Below are 14,042 nucleotides of genomic sequence, written 5' to 3'. Positions count from 1 at the left end.
GATTAGCCTGCCCGCTTGTCGTATAGCTACTTGTAGGATATCCTGCAAGCCCATAACAAACCTGCTGCCTTCGAATGAAGATTACCCTCGCCGGCTCGAGCCACTGGCACGCCGAAATGCACCTCGACGCCGCACGCTTTTACGGTGCGGAGATCGCCGGCATCTGGGACGAGGATCCTGGCCAAGCGCATGGGTTCGCCGCGCACCACGATCTGCCGTTTATCAAAGATTTCACGGAGATACTCTCCAGCCCGCCGGATGCGATCCTGTTGATGGGGCACCCTTCGAGGGTGCCGGCGCGGGCACGCGCGATCATCGCGGCAGGGATACCGTTGATCCTGGAGAAGCCGGCGGCCAGCCATACGAGGGAACTGATGGCGCTGCGCGAGCTTGCCAGGCAGCACCAGGCTTTTGTCGCTGTTCCCCTGCCCAACCGTTTCGGGCCGGCCGTTGCCGGCTTTGAACGGCTGCGCCGGCAAGGTCGCGCCGGGCCGGTGGCGCATTGCCAGTTCCGGCTGGTCAACGGCCCGCCGCAACGCTACATCGCCGACGGTGTCGCCTGGGTCGTCGATCCGGCGGTTGGCGGCGGGGGTGCGTTGAGGAATCTCGGCATACACGGCGTCGACGCGGCACTCAGCCTCGCAACCGGCAAGCTCGGCCTGAAAAGCGTTTCGATCGCGAACCGCATTCATCCCGGCCCGGTCGAGGACCATGCGCTGCTGGTGCTGGAAGACGAGGCCGGCGCGGTGTTCATCGTCGAGGCCGGTTACACCTTTGCCTCGATGCGCCCCGGCGGTGACTTCGAGTGGCGTATCGTCAGTGCCAATGCCACCCTCATCGATCATGGCGACCATGCCACCTGCGCAACGCTCGACGATGCGGCCGTTGCCGATTTGCCGGTCGAACTGCCGGCAACGCGCTATCGTCTGTTCATGCGTGATACGCTTGACCGGCTGGCCAGAAAGGCGCCTCCGCCGGTGTCCATCGAGGATTATGTTGCGGCGATGTCTCTGATCGACGCCGCTTATGAAAAGGCAGGATCATGATTGGGATAGGAATTATCGGCGCCGGCGATTTCGGCGCAGCCCATGCGCGGGCAATCCGTGAGGTGGGAGGCATTCGTCTCGTCGCCGCCTCTCGTGGAAATGCCGATGCGCTGCAGCGCTTCACCGCCGAATATGGCGGCTGCGGCTACACTGATTGGCGCAAGCTGCTGGACGACAAGGAGGTCGACGCGGTCCTCATTGCCACCCCGCACCATCTCCATGCCGAAATGGCCATCGGCGCAGCAAACGCCGGCAAGCACATCCTGCTCGAAAAGCCGATGGCGCCGACGGCGGCTGCCTGCGACGCGATCAACGCCGCCGTAACCGATAGCGGCGTCAAGCTGATGGTCGCCCATCTCATGCATTTCGCCCTGCCCTGCATGGCAGCCAGGCAGAAGCTGGAGCAAGGAGAGCTCGGCCGGCCGCTCATCGGATCGAGCTGGATCATCAAGCTATGGATGGAGCACAATCGCCGCGACTGGCATCTGCGCAAGTCGACCGGCGGCGGCATGCTGTTGACGGCCGGCATCCACGCGCTCGACCGCCTGGTCTGGCTGATGGATGACGATGTCGTGTCGGTGAGCGGCATGCTCGGCGCCAAGTTCCATGACCAGGAAGCAGACGACAGCGCCTTGCTTGGGCTGCGCTTCGCCGGCGGCGGCATCGGCCAGGTGCAGAGCATCGGCTATCGCACCGGCGCTACCACCTACGCCATGGATCTGGTCTGCGAGCAGGGAACGCTGCGCATCGACATGGATCGCGGCACGATGCTTGGACGCGATACGGTCTGGACCGAGTTGCCCGGTTCATTCGAACCGAACTGGATGCACAACGCGCTGGTGCGCGAATGGAGCGCGATGCGCGATGCCATTGCCGACGACACGCCGGTGCCGGTCGACGGTCTCTATGCACGCAAGATCATCGGCATTATCGAGGCTGCCTTCGCGTCGAACGAAACCCGCCACGAACACGAGATCGCCGGTGCACGCTGACCTCGACGACCATCTGGCCCGCTTGCCCGCACACGCACCGCGCGGCGTCTGGGGCGCGGTGATGCTGGCCATCGACGATCGCGGAGCGATCGACTGGCAGGCGACGGAAGAGACGATCGCGCGGCTTTGCGCGTCAGGCGTCGACGGCGTCTATTCCAATGGCACGGCCTGCGAATTCCATTGCCAGACCGAGCCCGAATTCGACCGGCTTTGTGGGCTGGTCGCCGCAACAGCCGGCGGCGCGCGCCTTCCTTTCCAGATCGGCATCAGCCAGTCCAATCCGCGCGTCGCACTGGAGCGGCTGACGCGGGTCTCGGCGTTTGGCCCGGCGGCGGTGCAATTCACACTGCCCGACTGGTGGCCGCCCAGCGACGACGAGGTCATGCGTTTTGTCGGCCGCCTCTGCGAGGCCGCGCCCGAAACGCCGCTGGTGCTCTACAACCCGCCGCACGCCAAGCGTCGCCTGACACTCGAAGGCATCGCCCGGCTGCGCGCGGCCGTGCCGTCGCTGGTCGGCGCCAAACTGCCGGGCGGTGACGCCGACTGGTATGCCGATATGCGCCACAAACTGGACGGATTCTCCGTCTTCGTCCCCGGCCACACGCTGGCGACAGGCTATGCTGGGGGAGCCCATGGCAGCTATTCCAACGTTGCCTGCCTCAACCCGAAGGGTGCGGTACAGTGGTGGCAGATGATCCGCACCGACATGGCCGCCGCTGCCGAGGTCGAGGCCCGCATACGGGCCTTCCTCGCCGCACATGTCCTACCGTTTCGCACCCGTTACAATGTCAGCGATGCAGCGCTCGACAAGGCGATGGCGGCGGCCGGCGGCTGGGCGCCACTCGGCCCGCGACTGCTCTGGCCCTACAGCTCCGTTCCCGATCAGGAAATCCCGACGCTGGCCAGGGCCGCTCACGCGGCTTTCCCGGAATGGTGGTAGACCCGTCAGCAAGGCGCGGGACGACGGGGGCTCTTCAGCAGCCGGCTCTCGCGCCCTGTGTCGCACGGGACGCAAACGCCCCCGGCTGAGGGATATCGGCCTCGCGCCGCGCCAGCGAGTTGCGCAGCAGTGCGATCGCCTCGCGGCCGGCAGTCGCAATCTCGCGCGGCCTGTCGACGCCGACGATCATGAACTCCTTGATCCCCAAAGCGGCGTAGGAAAGCAGCGACAGCGCGACCTGCGCCGGCGGCCCGGCAAGTTCGAGCGCCTTCTGGCAGGAAGCGGCCGGCTTATCTTCCGAACGGATTCGGTCTTCCGAACGGATTCGGACGGGAAGCGCGAAACGCAGCTTGCCGGCCCGACCGTGTTCGGCGGCAGCGCCGCGTACGCGCTCCATTGACTGTCGGATTTCTGCAAGCGAGCCGGGCGCCAGCTCGAACACATCCGCATGCCTGCCCGCGACCCTGAGCGCCGTGCCCGACTGTCCGCCCATGCGGATGGTCACGTCGGCACCATGCGGCCCCTTGCGCGGCACATAGCCGCCGTTGACGCTGTAAAAGGCGCCTTCATGGTCGAACGGCCTGTCGTTCGACCACAACCGCTTCAGTAGCACCAGATATTCGTCGATGCGTTGCCAGACCACCGTATGGCCGGCCGGACGTGCCTCGGCATCGTCGTCGCTCAGCGGCTCGCTGAGCATCCTGAGCGACAGCCGGCCACGGCTTCTCGCGTCGAGGGCAGCGAGCTGCCGCGCCGCCACGGTTGGTTCGATCACGCCCGCCCAATGCGTGAGCACGACCTCGAGGGAGGAGGTCCGGTCCAGCGTCTGGGCGGCAAGGTCCATATTGGTCAGCAGCCCGGCCTGGTCGTCGATGACGATCTTCTGGAATCCGGCATCCTCGATCAGTGACAGCTTCGTCGCGGTCTCGACAAAGTCGTAGAAAAAGCTGGCGTCGGCAGCGTGGATCTTACCGGGAACATGCGTGAACTCGATCGGCATTGCCATCTCCTCCATCACGTTGAATCAGGGCGCGCGAAAGCGCACCGGCATTCGGTTCATTCAACTCCGGAATTTCTGCAAACGGCAGGCCGCTATCCCGAGGAAGCCTCGACGATCAGAGCCTTTACAAATCAGGGGATCAGCCCCAGTACCACTGCCCCGGTGAATACGAACGCAAGGGCAAAGACGAGATAAGCGAAAGCGCCGGCGTAGGCCGGCCGCCATACCTGGTCGGAACTCAGCCTTTGGCCTTTGCGGGCAGTCTGAGCGTTCTGGCTATAGGACATATCGACCTCCGTCTCGGCGCTTAATCTATAAAATCAGTAGACTTTGTCGAGTGCTATTTTCGCGCGATCTTTAGAACAATTTTCTCCAACTGCTAGACAAATTAGTGCTTTTACTGCTTAGCGCTGCCTTTTTGAGGCGTGCCGGGGTGACGGCAGAAAACGTCCGGTCCATGTGTCTGTGGCTCCTTGGCCATCCAATGGATGAGGGATAGCATCGCTGCTTGAGCGGAAAGCCGCGACGTCACGGCAAGGCAGCAGGGAGCAAAACATGGGTACAAGACTGGCCGGCAAGGTCGCCATCATTTCGGGCGGCGCGACGGGAATGGGCGGTGCGGCCTCGGAGCTTTTCGCGGCGGAGGGCGCCAAGGTGGCGATCATCGACCGCAACGGCGAAGCGGCGGCTGCCACCGCAGCGGCAATCAGGCAACGCGGCCAGGTCGCCGAGCACTGGGTCGCCGACGTATCGGACGAGCGGCAGGTCGAAGCGGCGGTGAAGGGCGTGATGGAAAAATTCGGCCCGGTCACGGTTCTGTTCAACCATGCCGGCACCATCGTCATCAAACCCTTCCTGGAGACCACGCTGCAGGAATGGGACTGGCTGCATGCCGTCAATGTGCGTTCGATGTTCCTGATGACGCGCGCCGTGCTGCCCGGCATGATCGCCGCCGGCGGCGGTTCCATCGTCTGCACCTCGTCGATCTCGGCGGTGGCGGCGACGCCGATGGAGGTGCTTTACGACACCACCAAGGGTGCCTGCCACATGTTCGCGCGTGCCATTGCCGTCGAATTCCGCGACCGCAACGTCCGCTGCAATGCGGTCTGCCCCGGCTTCATCAGGACGCCGCATGGCCTGCGCGAGGTCGCCGATCTCGACAAACTCGGCGTCGATGTCTCAGACGCGGCAATGGCGGCGCAGCAGGGGCGGATCGGCGAGCCGGAAGAGGTGGCGAGGGCAGCCCTGTTCCTGGCCAGCGACGAGGCCAGCTTCGTCAACGGCGCCCATCTGTTCGTGGATAACGGCTTTACCGCGATGTGAAGGACGGCGCGCCGCTACCGCTCTTCGCGCCGGAACGGCTTGAGCAGTGCCGAAGGAGCCACCGCATTGCGCGACATCACCGCCATGGCGACGATGGTGAAGATGAAGGGCAGCATCAGGAACGCCTCATAAGGAATGTGGCCGAGCCCACTTGCCTGCATGCGCAATTGCAGCGCGTCGACGAAGGCGAACAACAGTGCGGCGCCTGCCGAGCGCCATGGATCCCAGCGGCCGAAGACGACGAGTGCGATCGCCACCCAGCCACGCCCCGAAACCACGCCGAAGGTGAAGGCGTTGAACTGCGCCATCGACAGGAAGGCACCGGCCAGCCCCATCAAGGCACCGCCGAGGATCACCGCCTGGAAGCGCGTAGCGATGACGCTGACGCCGGCCGAATCAGCGGCGCGCGGGTTTTCACCGACCATGCGGACCGACAGGCCCCATGGCGTGCGGTAGAGCACGAAGGCGGCCAGGGGAATAGACAGCATTGCCATGTAGACCAGCGAAAACTGGTTGAACACCGCCGGCCCAAGCACCGGAATACCGGATAATATCGGGATCGGCAGCGTCTCGAACCCCTTGATGTTCGGCGGTACCGATTGCTGGCCGAAGATCAGCCTGTAGAGGAAATAGGCAAGGCCTGAACTGAACAGCGTCACGCCGATGCCGCAGACATGCTGGCTGAGGCCGAGCGCCACCGTGAACAGCGCATGCACGGCGCCCATCAGCGCGCCGGTCAGCACGGCGGCGAGCACGCCAAGCCAAAGGCTGCCGCTGAGGCTCGCCGCGGTGAAGCCGGTCATTGCCGACAACAGCATGATGCCTTCGATGCCGAGATTGAGCACGCCGGCGCGCTCGGAAAACATCTCGCCCAGCGTCGCGAAGGCAAGCGGCGTGGCGATGCGGATGATGGCGGCCAGGAAGCCGACCTGGAATATCTGCTCCAGCACCACGCTCATTTGGCTATTCCCACGCGACGGATGCGATAGGCGGTGAACAGCAGCGCCACCAGCATGGCGAGCAGCGCCGTTCCCTGGATGACATCGCTGAGGAAGGCCGGAACGCCGGTCGCCCGCGACATCGCCTCGGCGCCGGTCATGACGGCAGCAAGGAAGATCGCCGCCGGCACGACGCCGAGCGGATTGAGCCTCGCCAGCATGGCGACGACGATGCCGGAATAGCCATAGCCCGGCGAGATGTCGCTCATCACCTGGAAATGCACGCCGCCGACCTCGCCGACGCCGGCAAGGCCGGCCAGCGCGCCTGATAGCAGCGCCGTCGAAATCAGCACCCGCTCGACATTGATGCCGCCATAGCGCGCGGCTTCCGGGTTCTCGCCGGTGACCCTGATGCGGAAACCAAGCGTCGTGCGCGCGACCACGAACCAGATGACCGGTGCGGCGACCAGCGCCGCGACGACGCCGAGATGCAGTCGCGTGCCTTCGAGCAGCACTGGGAAATTCGCTGAATCCTCGATCGGCGGCGAGATCGGGTAGCCGCTGAAACTATCCTTCCATGGGCCCTCGATCAGCGCCATCAGCGCGTAGAAAATGACCGAATTGAGCAGCAGCGAGCTGACCACGTCATCGACCCTGAATTTTACCCGCAGTGTGGCAGGGATCAGGGCGACGGCCGCGCCGGCGGCGGCGCCCGCCAGCGCCATCAGCAACATGGCGAGCGGCCCCGGCATCGGGATGGCGCCGACGGCACAGCTCGCCACCGCACCGGCCAGCAATTGCCCTTCGGCGCCGATGTTCCAGAATTTGGCGCGGAAAGCGACCGCCACGGCAAGACCGGTGAAGATCATCGGCGCGGCACGCACCAGCGTTTCGGTGATGGCGTAGCTGTCGCCCAACGACGCCGAAAACATCACGCCATATGCCTCGACGACGCCGGCGCCGGCCAATGCAATGAGGCCGCTGCACAGGATCAGCGTCGCGCCGATGGCGAGCAGCGGCAGCGCCAGATTGAACCAGGCGGGCGTTGAGGTGCGGGCCTCGAGACGGAACATCAGGCCTCCGCCCCGGTCATCATCAACCCGAGTCTGGCGACGCTGGCATCGGCGCTGTTCAGCGTGCCGACGATGCGGCCCTCATACATCACGGCAATGCGGTCGCAGAGCATCAGCAACTCTTCCAGGTCCTCGCCGATAACGATAATGCCGCAGCCCTTGGCGCGCATGTCGAGGAATTTTTCGTGGATGAAGCGCGCGGCACCAATATCGAGGCCGCGTGTCGGCTGCGAAACGATCAGCACCTTTGGGTCGAAGGCGAGTTCGCGCGCCAAAAGCGCCTTCTGCAGATTGCCGCCGGACAGCGCCCCGGCGCGCGTCATCGGCCCGGGGCAACGTATATCGTAGGCCTTGATCTGCGCCTCGGCGAAGGTGCGGATCGCATCCTGTCTGAGCAGGCCGTTGCGGCTGAACGCCACCGTGCCGATGCGCGGCAGCACCATCGAATCGGCAAGCGGCAGATTGGTGACCAGCCCGGTCGTCATACGGTCTTCCGGGATGCGGCCAAGGCCGAGCGCCTGCACTGCGCTCGGCGAGAACCGCGAAACGGCTTTGCCGGCTATCGTCATGCGGCCGGCATCGGGCGCTCGCACGCCGGAGATGACCTCGGCAAGCGCCCGCTGGCCGTTGCCGGAGACGCCGGCAATGCCGAGGATCTCGCCGCCGCGTACCGACAGCGACACATCGCGCAGCGCCATGCCGGAATGATGCGATGTCGAGATACCATCGAGGGTCAGCACCGCCGGACCCGGTGTCGACGGTCCCCTGGCCGGAGGCACGATCTCGTGGCCGCACATCAGCCGCGCCATCTCCGAAGATATCGTGCTGGCCGGCGTATCGACGCGGCCGGCAACGCGCCCGTGCCTGAGCACGACGCAGCGATGCGTCAGCGCCCGCACCTCGTTGAGCTTGTGCGAGATGAAGATGATGCCGAGCCCCTGTGCCGCCATCGAGCGCAGCGCCGAAAACAGTCCGTCGACCTCGGTTGGCGCCAGCACCGCCGTCGGCTCGTCGAGGATCAGCAGCCTTGCGCCGCGAAACAATGCCTTGACGATTTCGAGCCGCTGTTGCTCGCCGACCGACAGCGCCGAAACGGGAAGGTCCGGGTCGAGCGCCAGCCCATGCTGGCGGCCGATCTCGGCGAGCCGCGCCAGCCCCCCGGCGCGGTCGATCCGGCCCGATCTGCCGGGAATGCCGATCAAGAGGTTCTCCAGCACCGAAAGTCGCGGTGCGAGATGAAAATGCTGGTGCACCATGCCGATGCCGGCGGCCAGCGCATCGGCCGAGCTGTTGATCGCCACTGGCCGGTCCTGCACCAGGATCTCGCCGGCGTCGGGCGCATAGGCGCCGAACAGCACGTTCATCAGCGTCGTCTTGCCGGCGCCGTTTTCGCCGAGCAACCCGAGGATTTCACCCGGCGCGACGCTGAGATCGACGGCCTCGTTCGCCTTGACGGCGCCGAAGCTCTTGGTGATGCCGCGCATTTCGATGAGAGGGGCGGGCAAGGGCACTCCTGGTGAGAGATGGCGCGGATACCCTTCCCCCTTGCGGGGAGGTACCGAGCGAAGCGAGGCGGGAGGGGTCGCCTCAACCGCCTCGACTTTTGACTTAAGAGACGGAGCGCGTCGCGGAGGACCCCACCCGGCCCTGCGGGCCACCCTCCCCTCAAGGGGGAGGGGCGGGCGCACTCAGTCCGAGACCGGCGTATTCTCGTCCACGTCGACTCGGAAATTGCCGTCGAGGATCTCGGCCTTCTTCCTCTCGACCAATTCCTTGACCTCGGCCGGCAGCGTCTTGTCGAATTTATGGTACGGCGCGAGGTAGGAGCCGCCCTTGGCCATGCGCGAGAAATCGCCGTAATCCTGCGCGGTGAAGACCCCGGCCTTGACCAGCTTGATCGCCTGCTCGACGGTCGGATACATGTCCCAGACCGGCCCGGTGATCACCGTGTCGGGGCCGAGGCTCGACTGGTCCGACATGTTGGAGATGGCGAGGATCTTCTTCTCCGCCGCCGCTTCGATGACGCCGAAGCGCTCGGCATAGATGACGTCGACGCCAGCGTCGATCTGGGCAACAGCCGCTTCCTTTGCCTTTGGCGGATCGAAGAACGAGCCGATGAAGGCGACCTTCTTCTTGATGTTGGGATTGACCTCCCTGGCGCCGGCAAAGAAGGCGTTGACCAGCCGGTTCACTTCCGGAATGCCCATAGCCGCGACCGCGCCGATCGTGCCCGATTTCGACATCTTTCCGGCGATCATGCCGGACAGATAGGCCGGCTCGTGAATCCAGTTGTCGAAAACGCCGAAGTTCGGCTCGGCCGGCCCGGCGCCGGAGCCGAACAGGAAGGCGGTCTTCGGGAACTGCTTGGCGGTCCTGCGGGATTCGCGCTCGGCGGCGAAGGCATCGCCCAGCACCAGCTCATAGCCGCCTTGCGCATATTCGCGCATGACACGGCTGAAATCGGCGGTCTGCACCTTCTCCGACCATTTGTACTCGATGCCGAGTTCCTTCTCGGCCTTCTGCAGGGCGACGTGGATCTGGTTGTCCCACGGCTCCTCGATCGGCGTGGCGAAGATCGCCGCCACTTTCAGCTTCTTGGTCTTAGCAAAGGCGCTGCCCGGCAGCATCGCCGCCGCAAGGCCGAGCGCGCCCAGCTCCAGCACGTTGCGTCGCGAAAGCCCTTCGCGTTTCGATTGGATTCTGCTCTTCCCGTTGTCCATTGCATGCCCCTCTGATTGGCGCCGTGTCGAGCCGGCTCTCTTCTCTGGAATATCAGCGAAGGAACTATGGAACGGTGCCCGGCTTTTGTCCACATGGTCAAATTTGAAGGGCGGAACGACGTGGGAATTCGCGCAGCCGCACCTTCAGAACGGCCGGAGTTGCTCGCTCACAATCTCTCCAGCGCCACCGCTATGCCCTGGCCGACACCGATGCACATGGTCGCGAGGCCGTAGCGGCCGCCGCGTTCGCGCAGTTCCAATGCCGCCGTGCCGGTGATGCGCGCCCCGGACATGCCGAGCGGATGGCCGAGCGCGATGGCGCCGCCATTCGGGTTGACGTGCTCCGCATCCTCGGCAATGCCGAGTTGGCGCAGCACGGCGATGCCTTGCGAGGCGAAGGCCTCGTTGAGCTCGATGACATCGAATTGTTGCGGCTCCAGGCCGAGCCGGGCGCATAGCTTCTGCGTGGCCGGCACCGGACCAATGCCCATGATGCGCGGCGCCACGCCGGCGGTGGCACCGCCGAGGATGCGGGCGATCGGCGTCAACCCGTATCTTTTCACGGCGGTTTCCGAGGCGACGATCAGCGCCGCGGCACCATCGTTAACGCCCGACGCGTTGCCGGCCGTAACCGTGCCGCCTTGCCGGAACGGCGTCGGCAATTTGGCCAGCGCCTCGATCGTGGTACCCGAGCGCGGATGTTCGTCCTTCGAGACGACGATCGGGTCACCCTTGCGCTGCGCGATCGTCACCGGCGTGATTTCCTTTGCCAGCCGGCCATTGGCTTGTGCGGCGACCGCCTTGTCCTGGCTGCGCACGGCAAACGCATCCTGGTCGGCGCGAGAGACGGCGAACTCTTCCGCCACGTTCTCGCCCGTCTCCGGCATCGAATCGACGCCGTATTGCTTCTTCATCAGTGGATTGACGAAGCGCCAGCCGATCGTGGTATCGTGAACTTCGGCATTGCGCGAAAACGCGGTCTCGGCCTTCGGCAGCACGAACGGTGCGCGCGACATCGATTCGACGCCGCCGGATATCATCAGCTCCGCCTCGCCGGCCTTGATCGCGCGCGCTGCGATGATGACGGCATCCATGCCCGAACCGCAGAGGCGATTGACGGTCGAGCCGGAAATCTCCTTCGGCAGGCCGGCCAGCAGCAGTACCATGCGCGCCACATTGCGATTGTCCTCACCGGCCTGATTGGCGCAGCCATAGACGACGTCGTCGATGGCAGCCCAGTCGATGCCGGGATTGCGCTCGACCAGCGCCCTCAGCGGGATTGCGCCGAGATCGTCGGCACGCACCGCCGACAACGAACCGCCGAAGCGGCCGATCGGCGTGCGGATATAGTCGCAGATATAGGCCTCGGCCATTATGCAGCTTCCCTTTGCGCTGACGATTTCTGCTCCCGGCCCAGCCATGTTGGCCGCATTCTCCTTGAGACGAAAGCACATCTTGCCGCCGGCCGTTAGGCCAAAGGGAATTTCAGCTCCCGCCCGCCGGGAGTTGCGGATCAGCCGATGCTTTCACCGCCGTCGATCACCAACGCCTGCCCGGTCATGAAGGACGAGCGGTCGGAAACGAGAAACAGGATCGCTTCGGCGATTTCCTGGGCGCTGGCCCAGCGCTGCATGGGGATCTTGGTGCGGACATAGTTTTCGATCGCCGCCCGCCCGCCCATCTGCGCGATAAACGGTTCGTTGAAGGGCGTGTCGACCCAGCCGGGGCACAACGCGTTGACGCGGACATTGTGCCGGGCATAGTCGAGCGACATCTGCCGGGTCATCGCCACCACGGCATGTTTTGAGGTCGCGTAGGCGATCATTTCGCGGTCGTAGAACACACCCGAATTCGAGGCGGTATTCAGGATCACCCCGCCGCCTTGCGCGATCATCGACGGCATGACCAGCCTGGCCGCGAGGAACTGCGCCCGCACATTGATCCGCCAGGAGGCATCCATGCCGTCGGCGCCGACTTCGGTCAGCGTGCCGCCGACCTGGATCCCGGCATGATTGTGCAGGATGTCGATCCGCCGATGCCGGCCCAGCGTTCCTGCGACGAGTTGCTCGACCGCCGCATCGTCGCCGACATCGGTGGCGACGGCTTCGGCCCGACCGCCGGACGCACGAATGTCGGAAGCGGTTGCTTCCCCCGCCGCCTGGTCCCTGTCGGCGATCACCACGAGCGCGCCTTCCCTGGCCATTATCATGGCGCCGGCACGCCCGATCCCCGACCCGGCGCCCGTCACCACGGCGATGCGATCTTTCAGAATCATGTTTTTGTCTTTCAGTGGGATGGTTTTCGCTGGCGCAATTGCCATTGGGCGAGCACCACGAGCAGAACGGAGGCGACGAGCACGATCGTCGCGATGGCATTGATCTCCGGCGTGACCCCGCGCCGGATCGAGGCAAAGACATAGATCGGCAATGTCGTCTGCGCGCCGGCGACGAAAAAAGCGACGATGAAATCGTCGAAGGAGAATGTGAAGGCGAGCAGGAAGCCGGCGACCACCGCCGGCATGATCTGCGGCAACACGATGCTGCGGAACGTCGTCAGCGGGGTGGCGTAAAGATCGCTCGAAGCCTCGACCAGATTGCGGTCGAGGCTGCCGAGGCGCGTGCCGACGATCATCGCCACCAGCGCCATCGAAAACAGCCCGTGCGCGGCGATGATCGAGCCATAGCCGAGCGCCAGGCGCGGTGGCTGATCGTTCGGCCACAGCGAAGCGACAAACGGGTTGACCACCCCGAATAGCTGGACCAGCGCGACCAGCGTCGAGATGCCGATGACGACGCCAGGAACGACGATCGCAGCACCCAAAAGCGCATCGAAGACGGCTCGCGTCCGCGCGCCGACACGCGCCAGGCCAAGCGCCGCCGCGGTGCCGCAGAGTGCCGCGAGCAAGGCGCTGGTCGTGGCGATTAACAGGCTGTTCTTCAGCGCTTCGACCAGGAACGGGTTCGCCAGTGCCTTGCCGTACCATTGCACCGAGAAGCCAGTGAACTCGCTGGCGTGGTGGCCGGCGTTGAACGAGAACAGCACCACCAGCGCGATCGGCAGGTAGAGAAAGGCAAAGACCGCAACGACGAAGGCACGCATCAGATCAGGTCCACCCGGCGGGCACCCGAAAGCCGTGTCGAAATGCGGTTCGCGGCAAGCAGCACGACCACGGAAACCGCTACAAGGGTTATGGCGATTGCCGATCCGAACGGCCAGTTGCGCGATTGCAGGAACAGATCGACCAGCGCGTTGCCGATGAAGAAGACCTTGCCGCCGCCGAGTAGCGTTGGGATCAGATATTCGCCGAGCAACAGGATCATGACCAGCGAGAAGCCGGTCATCACACCTGGCAGCGACAGCCGCAGCGTCACGCCGAGGAATGTCGAGATCGGCGTCGCGCCGAGATCGGCGGAGGCCTCCAGCAGCCGGCGATCGAGCCGCTCGAGGCTGACATAGATCGGCAGGATCATCAGCGGCAGATAACCATAGACGATGCCGAGCAGAACCGCTCCCGGCGTATTGATCAGCCGCACATCCTCCATCCCGACATAGGCCAGCAGAGCTGGGACGCCGCGCCCGCCAAGCACATACATCCAGGCATAAGTCCGCATCAGCAGGCTGGTCCAGAACGGGATGACGACAAGCGCAAGCAGGATCAGCCGCCACCGCTCCGGCGCGCGCAAGGCGAGGTAATAGGCGACCGGATAGGCAACGAGAAGACAGGCCAGTGCACCGGCCGGCGCCAGCACCATGGTGTTCCAGAAGGCGGTCGCCCGCGCCGGAAGATTGGCATACTGCGCCAAGGTGAAAGCGGCCTGATAGCCGCCTTCCGGCGCCCGCTCGCCGACGCTGAAAACGGCGATCGCCACGAACGGCAAAACTAAAAACACCAACAGCCATGCGGTCGCCGGACCGAGCAGCAGGGCGGTCAGGAGATTGTGACGAAGAACATTGCTGCGCATTGAAAAATCGCCCCGATGCCGGCGGACATCTGTCCGCCGGGGGAGTTG

The 14,042-nt window shown here is 64.8% G+C and carries 14 protein-coding genes; 4 read left to right on the top strand and 10 right to left on the bottom strand.

The genetic code is table 11. From position 1 onward, the window contains the following. Window positions 1–74 precede the first annotated feature (74 nt). From NKH29_RS03470 to NKH29_RS03460, 3 genes are read left to right on the top strand one after another with little or no spacing between them, the layout of a single operon-like run. Window positions 75–1,046: a Gfo/Idh/MocA family protein gene (locus NKH29_RS03470; protein WP_352480996.1), complete on the top strand. Its 972-nt coding sequence runs from the start codon at window positions 75–77 to the stop codon at window positions 1,044–1,046. After that, window positions 1,043–2,038 (top strand): Gfo/Idh/MocA family protein, encoded by a 996-nt coding sequence (locus NKH29_RS03465; protein ID WP_023721344.1) that lies wholly within the window; start codon window positions 1,043–1,045, stop codon window positions 2,036–2,038. The genes NKH29_RS03470 and NKH29_RS03465 overlap by 4 nt, the downstream gene beginning before the upstream one ends. Then, on the top strand, window positions 2,028–2,978 hold the full coding sequence (locus NKH29_RS03460; RefSeq protein ID WP_352999035.1) for a dihydrodipicolinate synthase family protein: 951 nt from the start codon (window positions 2,028–2,030) through the stop codon (window positions 2,976–2,978). Before NKH29_RS03465 ends, NKH29_RS03460 begins: the two co-directional genes overlap by 11 nt. Before the next feature lie 34 nt (window positions 2,979–3,012). Here NKH29_RS03460 and NKH29_RS03455 read toward each other — a convergent pair whose 3' ends face one another. Both NKH29_RS03455 and NKH29_RS03450 read right to left on the bottom strand, forming a co-directional pair. Continuing rightward, window positions 3,013–3,978 (bottom strand): LLM class flavin-dependent oxidoreductase, encoded by a 966-nt coding sequence (locus NKH29_RS03455; protein ID WP_352814958.1) that lies wholly within the window; start codon window positions 3,976–3,978, stop codon window positions 3,013–3,015. Between the two features lie 131 nt (window positions 3,979–4,109). Then, window positions 4,110–4,265 (bottom strand): hypothetical protein, encoded by a 156-nt coding sequence (locus tag NKH29_RS03450; protein ID WP_292657228.1) that lies wholly within the window; start codon window positions 4,263–4,265, stop codon window positions 4,110–4,112. Between the two features lie 268 nt (window positions 4,266–4,533). Here NKH29_RS03450 and NKH29_RS03445 point away from each other — a divergent pair, with 268 nt between their 5' ends. Further along, on the top strand, window positions 4,534–5,301 hold the full coding sequence (locus tag NKH29_RS03445) for an SDR family NAD(P)-dependent oxidoreductase (RefSeq protein WP_352480998.1): 768 nt from the start codon (window positions 4,534–4,536) through the stop codon (window positions 5,299–5,301). A 14-nt stretch (window positions 5,302–5,315) separates the two neighbouring features. Here the strand turns inward: NKH29_RS03445 and NKH29_RS03440 are convergent, their stop codons facing one another. The 8 genes from NKH29_RS03440 to NKH29_RS03405 all read right to left on the bottom strand — a co-directional run bounded on the left by NKH29_RS03440 (window position 5,316) and on the right by NKH29_RS03405 (window position 13,994). Next, window positions 5,316–6,260 (bottom strand): ABC transporter permease, encoded by a 945-nt coding sequence (locus NKH29_RS03440; protein ID WP_023721348.1) that lies wholly within the window; start codon window positions 6,258–6,260, stop codon window positions 5,316–5,318. Continuing rightward, window positions 6,257–7,312 carry an ABC transporter permease gene (locus NKH29_RS03435; RefSeq protein ID WP_023721349.1) on the bottom strand — a complete coding sequence of 352 codons (1,056 nt, stop codon included), beginning with the start codon at window positions 7,310–7,312 and terminating at the stop codon, window positions 6,257–6,259. The genes NKH29_RS03440 and NKH29_RS03435 overlap by 4 nt, the downstream gene beginning before the upstream one ends. Continuing rightward, complete coding sequence (locus NKH29_RS03430) at window positions 7,312–8,817, bottom strand: ABC transporter ATP-binding protein (RefSeq protein ID WP_502895833.1); 1,506 nt, start codon at window positions 8,815–8,817, stop codon at window positions 7,312–7,314. The genes NKH29_RS03435 and NKH29_RS03430 overlap by 1 nt, the downstream gene beginning before the upstream one ends. A 183-nt stretch (window positions 8,818–9,000) precedes the next feature. After that, on the bottom strand, window positions 9,001–10,032 hold the full coding sequence (locus NKH29_RS03425; RefSeq protein WP_023721351.1) for a BMP family protein: 1,032 nt from the start codon (window positions 10,030–10,032) through the stop codon (window positions 9,001–9,003). A gap of 167 nt (window positions 10,033–10,199) precedes the next feature. Beyond that, window positions 10,200–11,405, bottom strand: a complete 1,206-nt coding sequence (pcaF, locus tag NKH29_RS03420) for a 3-oxoadipyl-CoA thiolase (protein WP_352494090.1) — start codon at window positions 11,403–11,405, stop codon at window positions 10,200–10,202. A gap of 140 nt (window positions 11,406–11,545) precedes the next feature. Further along, window positions 11,546–12,307, bottom strand: coding sequence for an SDR family NAD(P)-dependent oxidoreductase (locus tag NKH29_RS03415; protein ID WP_023721353.1), 762 nt, complete (start codon window positions 12,305–12,307; stop codon window positions 11,546–11,548). Between the two features lie 11 nt (window positions 12,308–12,318). Further along, window positions 12,319–13,131 (bottom strand): ABC transporter permease, encoded by an 813-nt coding sequence (locus tag NKH29_RS03410; RefSeq protein WP_023721354.1) that lies wholly within the window; start codon window positions 13,129–13,131, stop codon window positions 12,319–12,321. Further along, window positions 13,131–13,994 (bottom strand): ABC transporter permease, encoded by an 864-nt coding sequence (locus NKH29_RS03405; RefSeq protein ID WP_352481004.1) that lies wholly within the window; start codon window positions 13,992–13,994, stop codon window positions 13,131–13,133. Before NKH29_RS03405 ends, NKH29_RS03410 begins: the two co-directional genes overlap by 1 nt. Window positions 13,995–14,042 lie beyond the last annotated feature (48 nt).

It is taken from the genome of Mesorhizobium sp. M1295 (genome assembly GCF_040318135.1).
Classification (GTDB): Bacteria; Pseudomonadota; Alphaproteobacteria; order Rhizobiales; family Rhizobiaceae; genus Mesorhizobium.
This window is presented reverse-complemented; position numbering and strand designations above follow the sequence as displayed.

Bases quoted from the DNA above. Each gene is read 5' to 3' on its own strand.
- NKH29_RS03470 (WP_352480996.1), top strand. From the start codon at position 75: ATGAAGATTACCCTCGCCGGCTCGAGCCACTGGCACGCCGAAATGCAC.
- NKH29_RS03465 (WP_023721344.1), top strand. From the start codon at position 1,043: ATGATTGGGATAGGAATTATCGGCGCCGGCGATTTCGGCGCAGCCCAT.
- NKH29_RS03455 (WP_352814958.1), bottom strand. From the start codon at position 3,978: ATGCCGATCGAGTTCACGCATGTTCCCGGTAAGATCCACGCTGCCGAC.
- NKH29_RS03450 (WP_292657228.1), bottom strand. From the start codon at position 4,265: ATGTCCTATAGCCAGAACGCTCAGACTGCCCGCAAAGGCCAAAGGCTG.
- NKH29_RS03445 (WP_352480998.1), top strand. From the start codon at position 4,534: ATGGGTACAAGACTGGCCGGCAAGGTCGCCATCATTTCGGGCGGCGCG.
- NKH29_RS03440 (WP_023721348.1), bottom strand. From the start codon at position 6,260: ATGAGCGTGGTGCTGGAGCAGATATTCCAGGTCGGCTTCCTGGCCGCC.
- NKH29_RS03435 (WP_023721349.1), bottom strand. From the start codon at position 7,312: ATGTTCCGTCTCGAGGCCCGCACCTCAACGCCCGCCTGGTTCAATCTG.
- NKH29_RS03425 (WP_023721351.1), bottom strand. From the start codon at position 10,032: ATGGACAACGGGAAGAGCAGAATCCAATCGAAACGCGAAGGGCTTTCG.
- pcaF (WP_352494090.1), bottom strand. From the start codon at position 11,405: ATGGCCGAGGCCTATATCTGCGACTATATCCGCACGCCGATCGGCCGC.
- NKH29_RS03415 (WP_023721353.1), bottom strand. From the start codon at position 12,307: ATGATTCTGAAAGATCGCATCGCCGTGGTGACGGGCGCCGGGTCGGGG.
- NKH29_RS03410 (WP_023721354.1), bottom strand. From the start codon at position 13,131: ATGCGTGCCTTCGTCGTTGCGGTCTTTGCCTTTCTCTACCTGCCGATC.
- NKH29_RS03405 (WP_352481004.1), bottom strand. From the start codon at position 13,994: ATGCGCAGCAATGTTCTTCGTCACAATCTCCTGACCGCCCTGCTGCTC.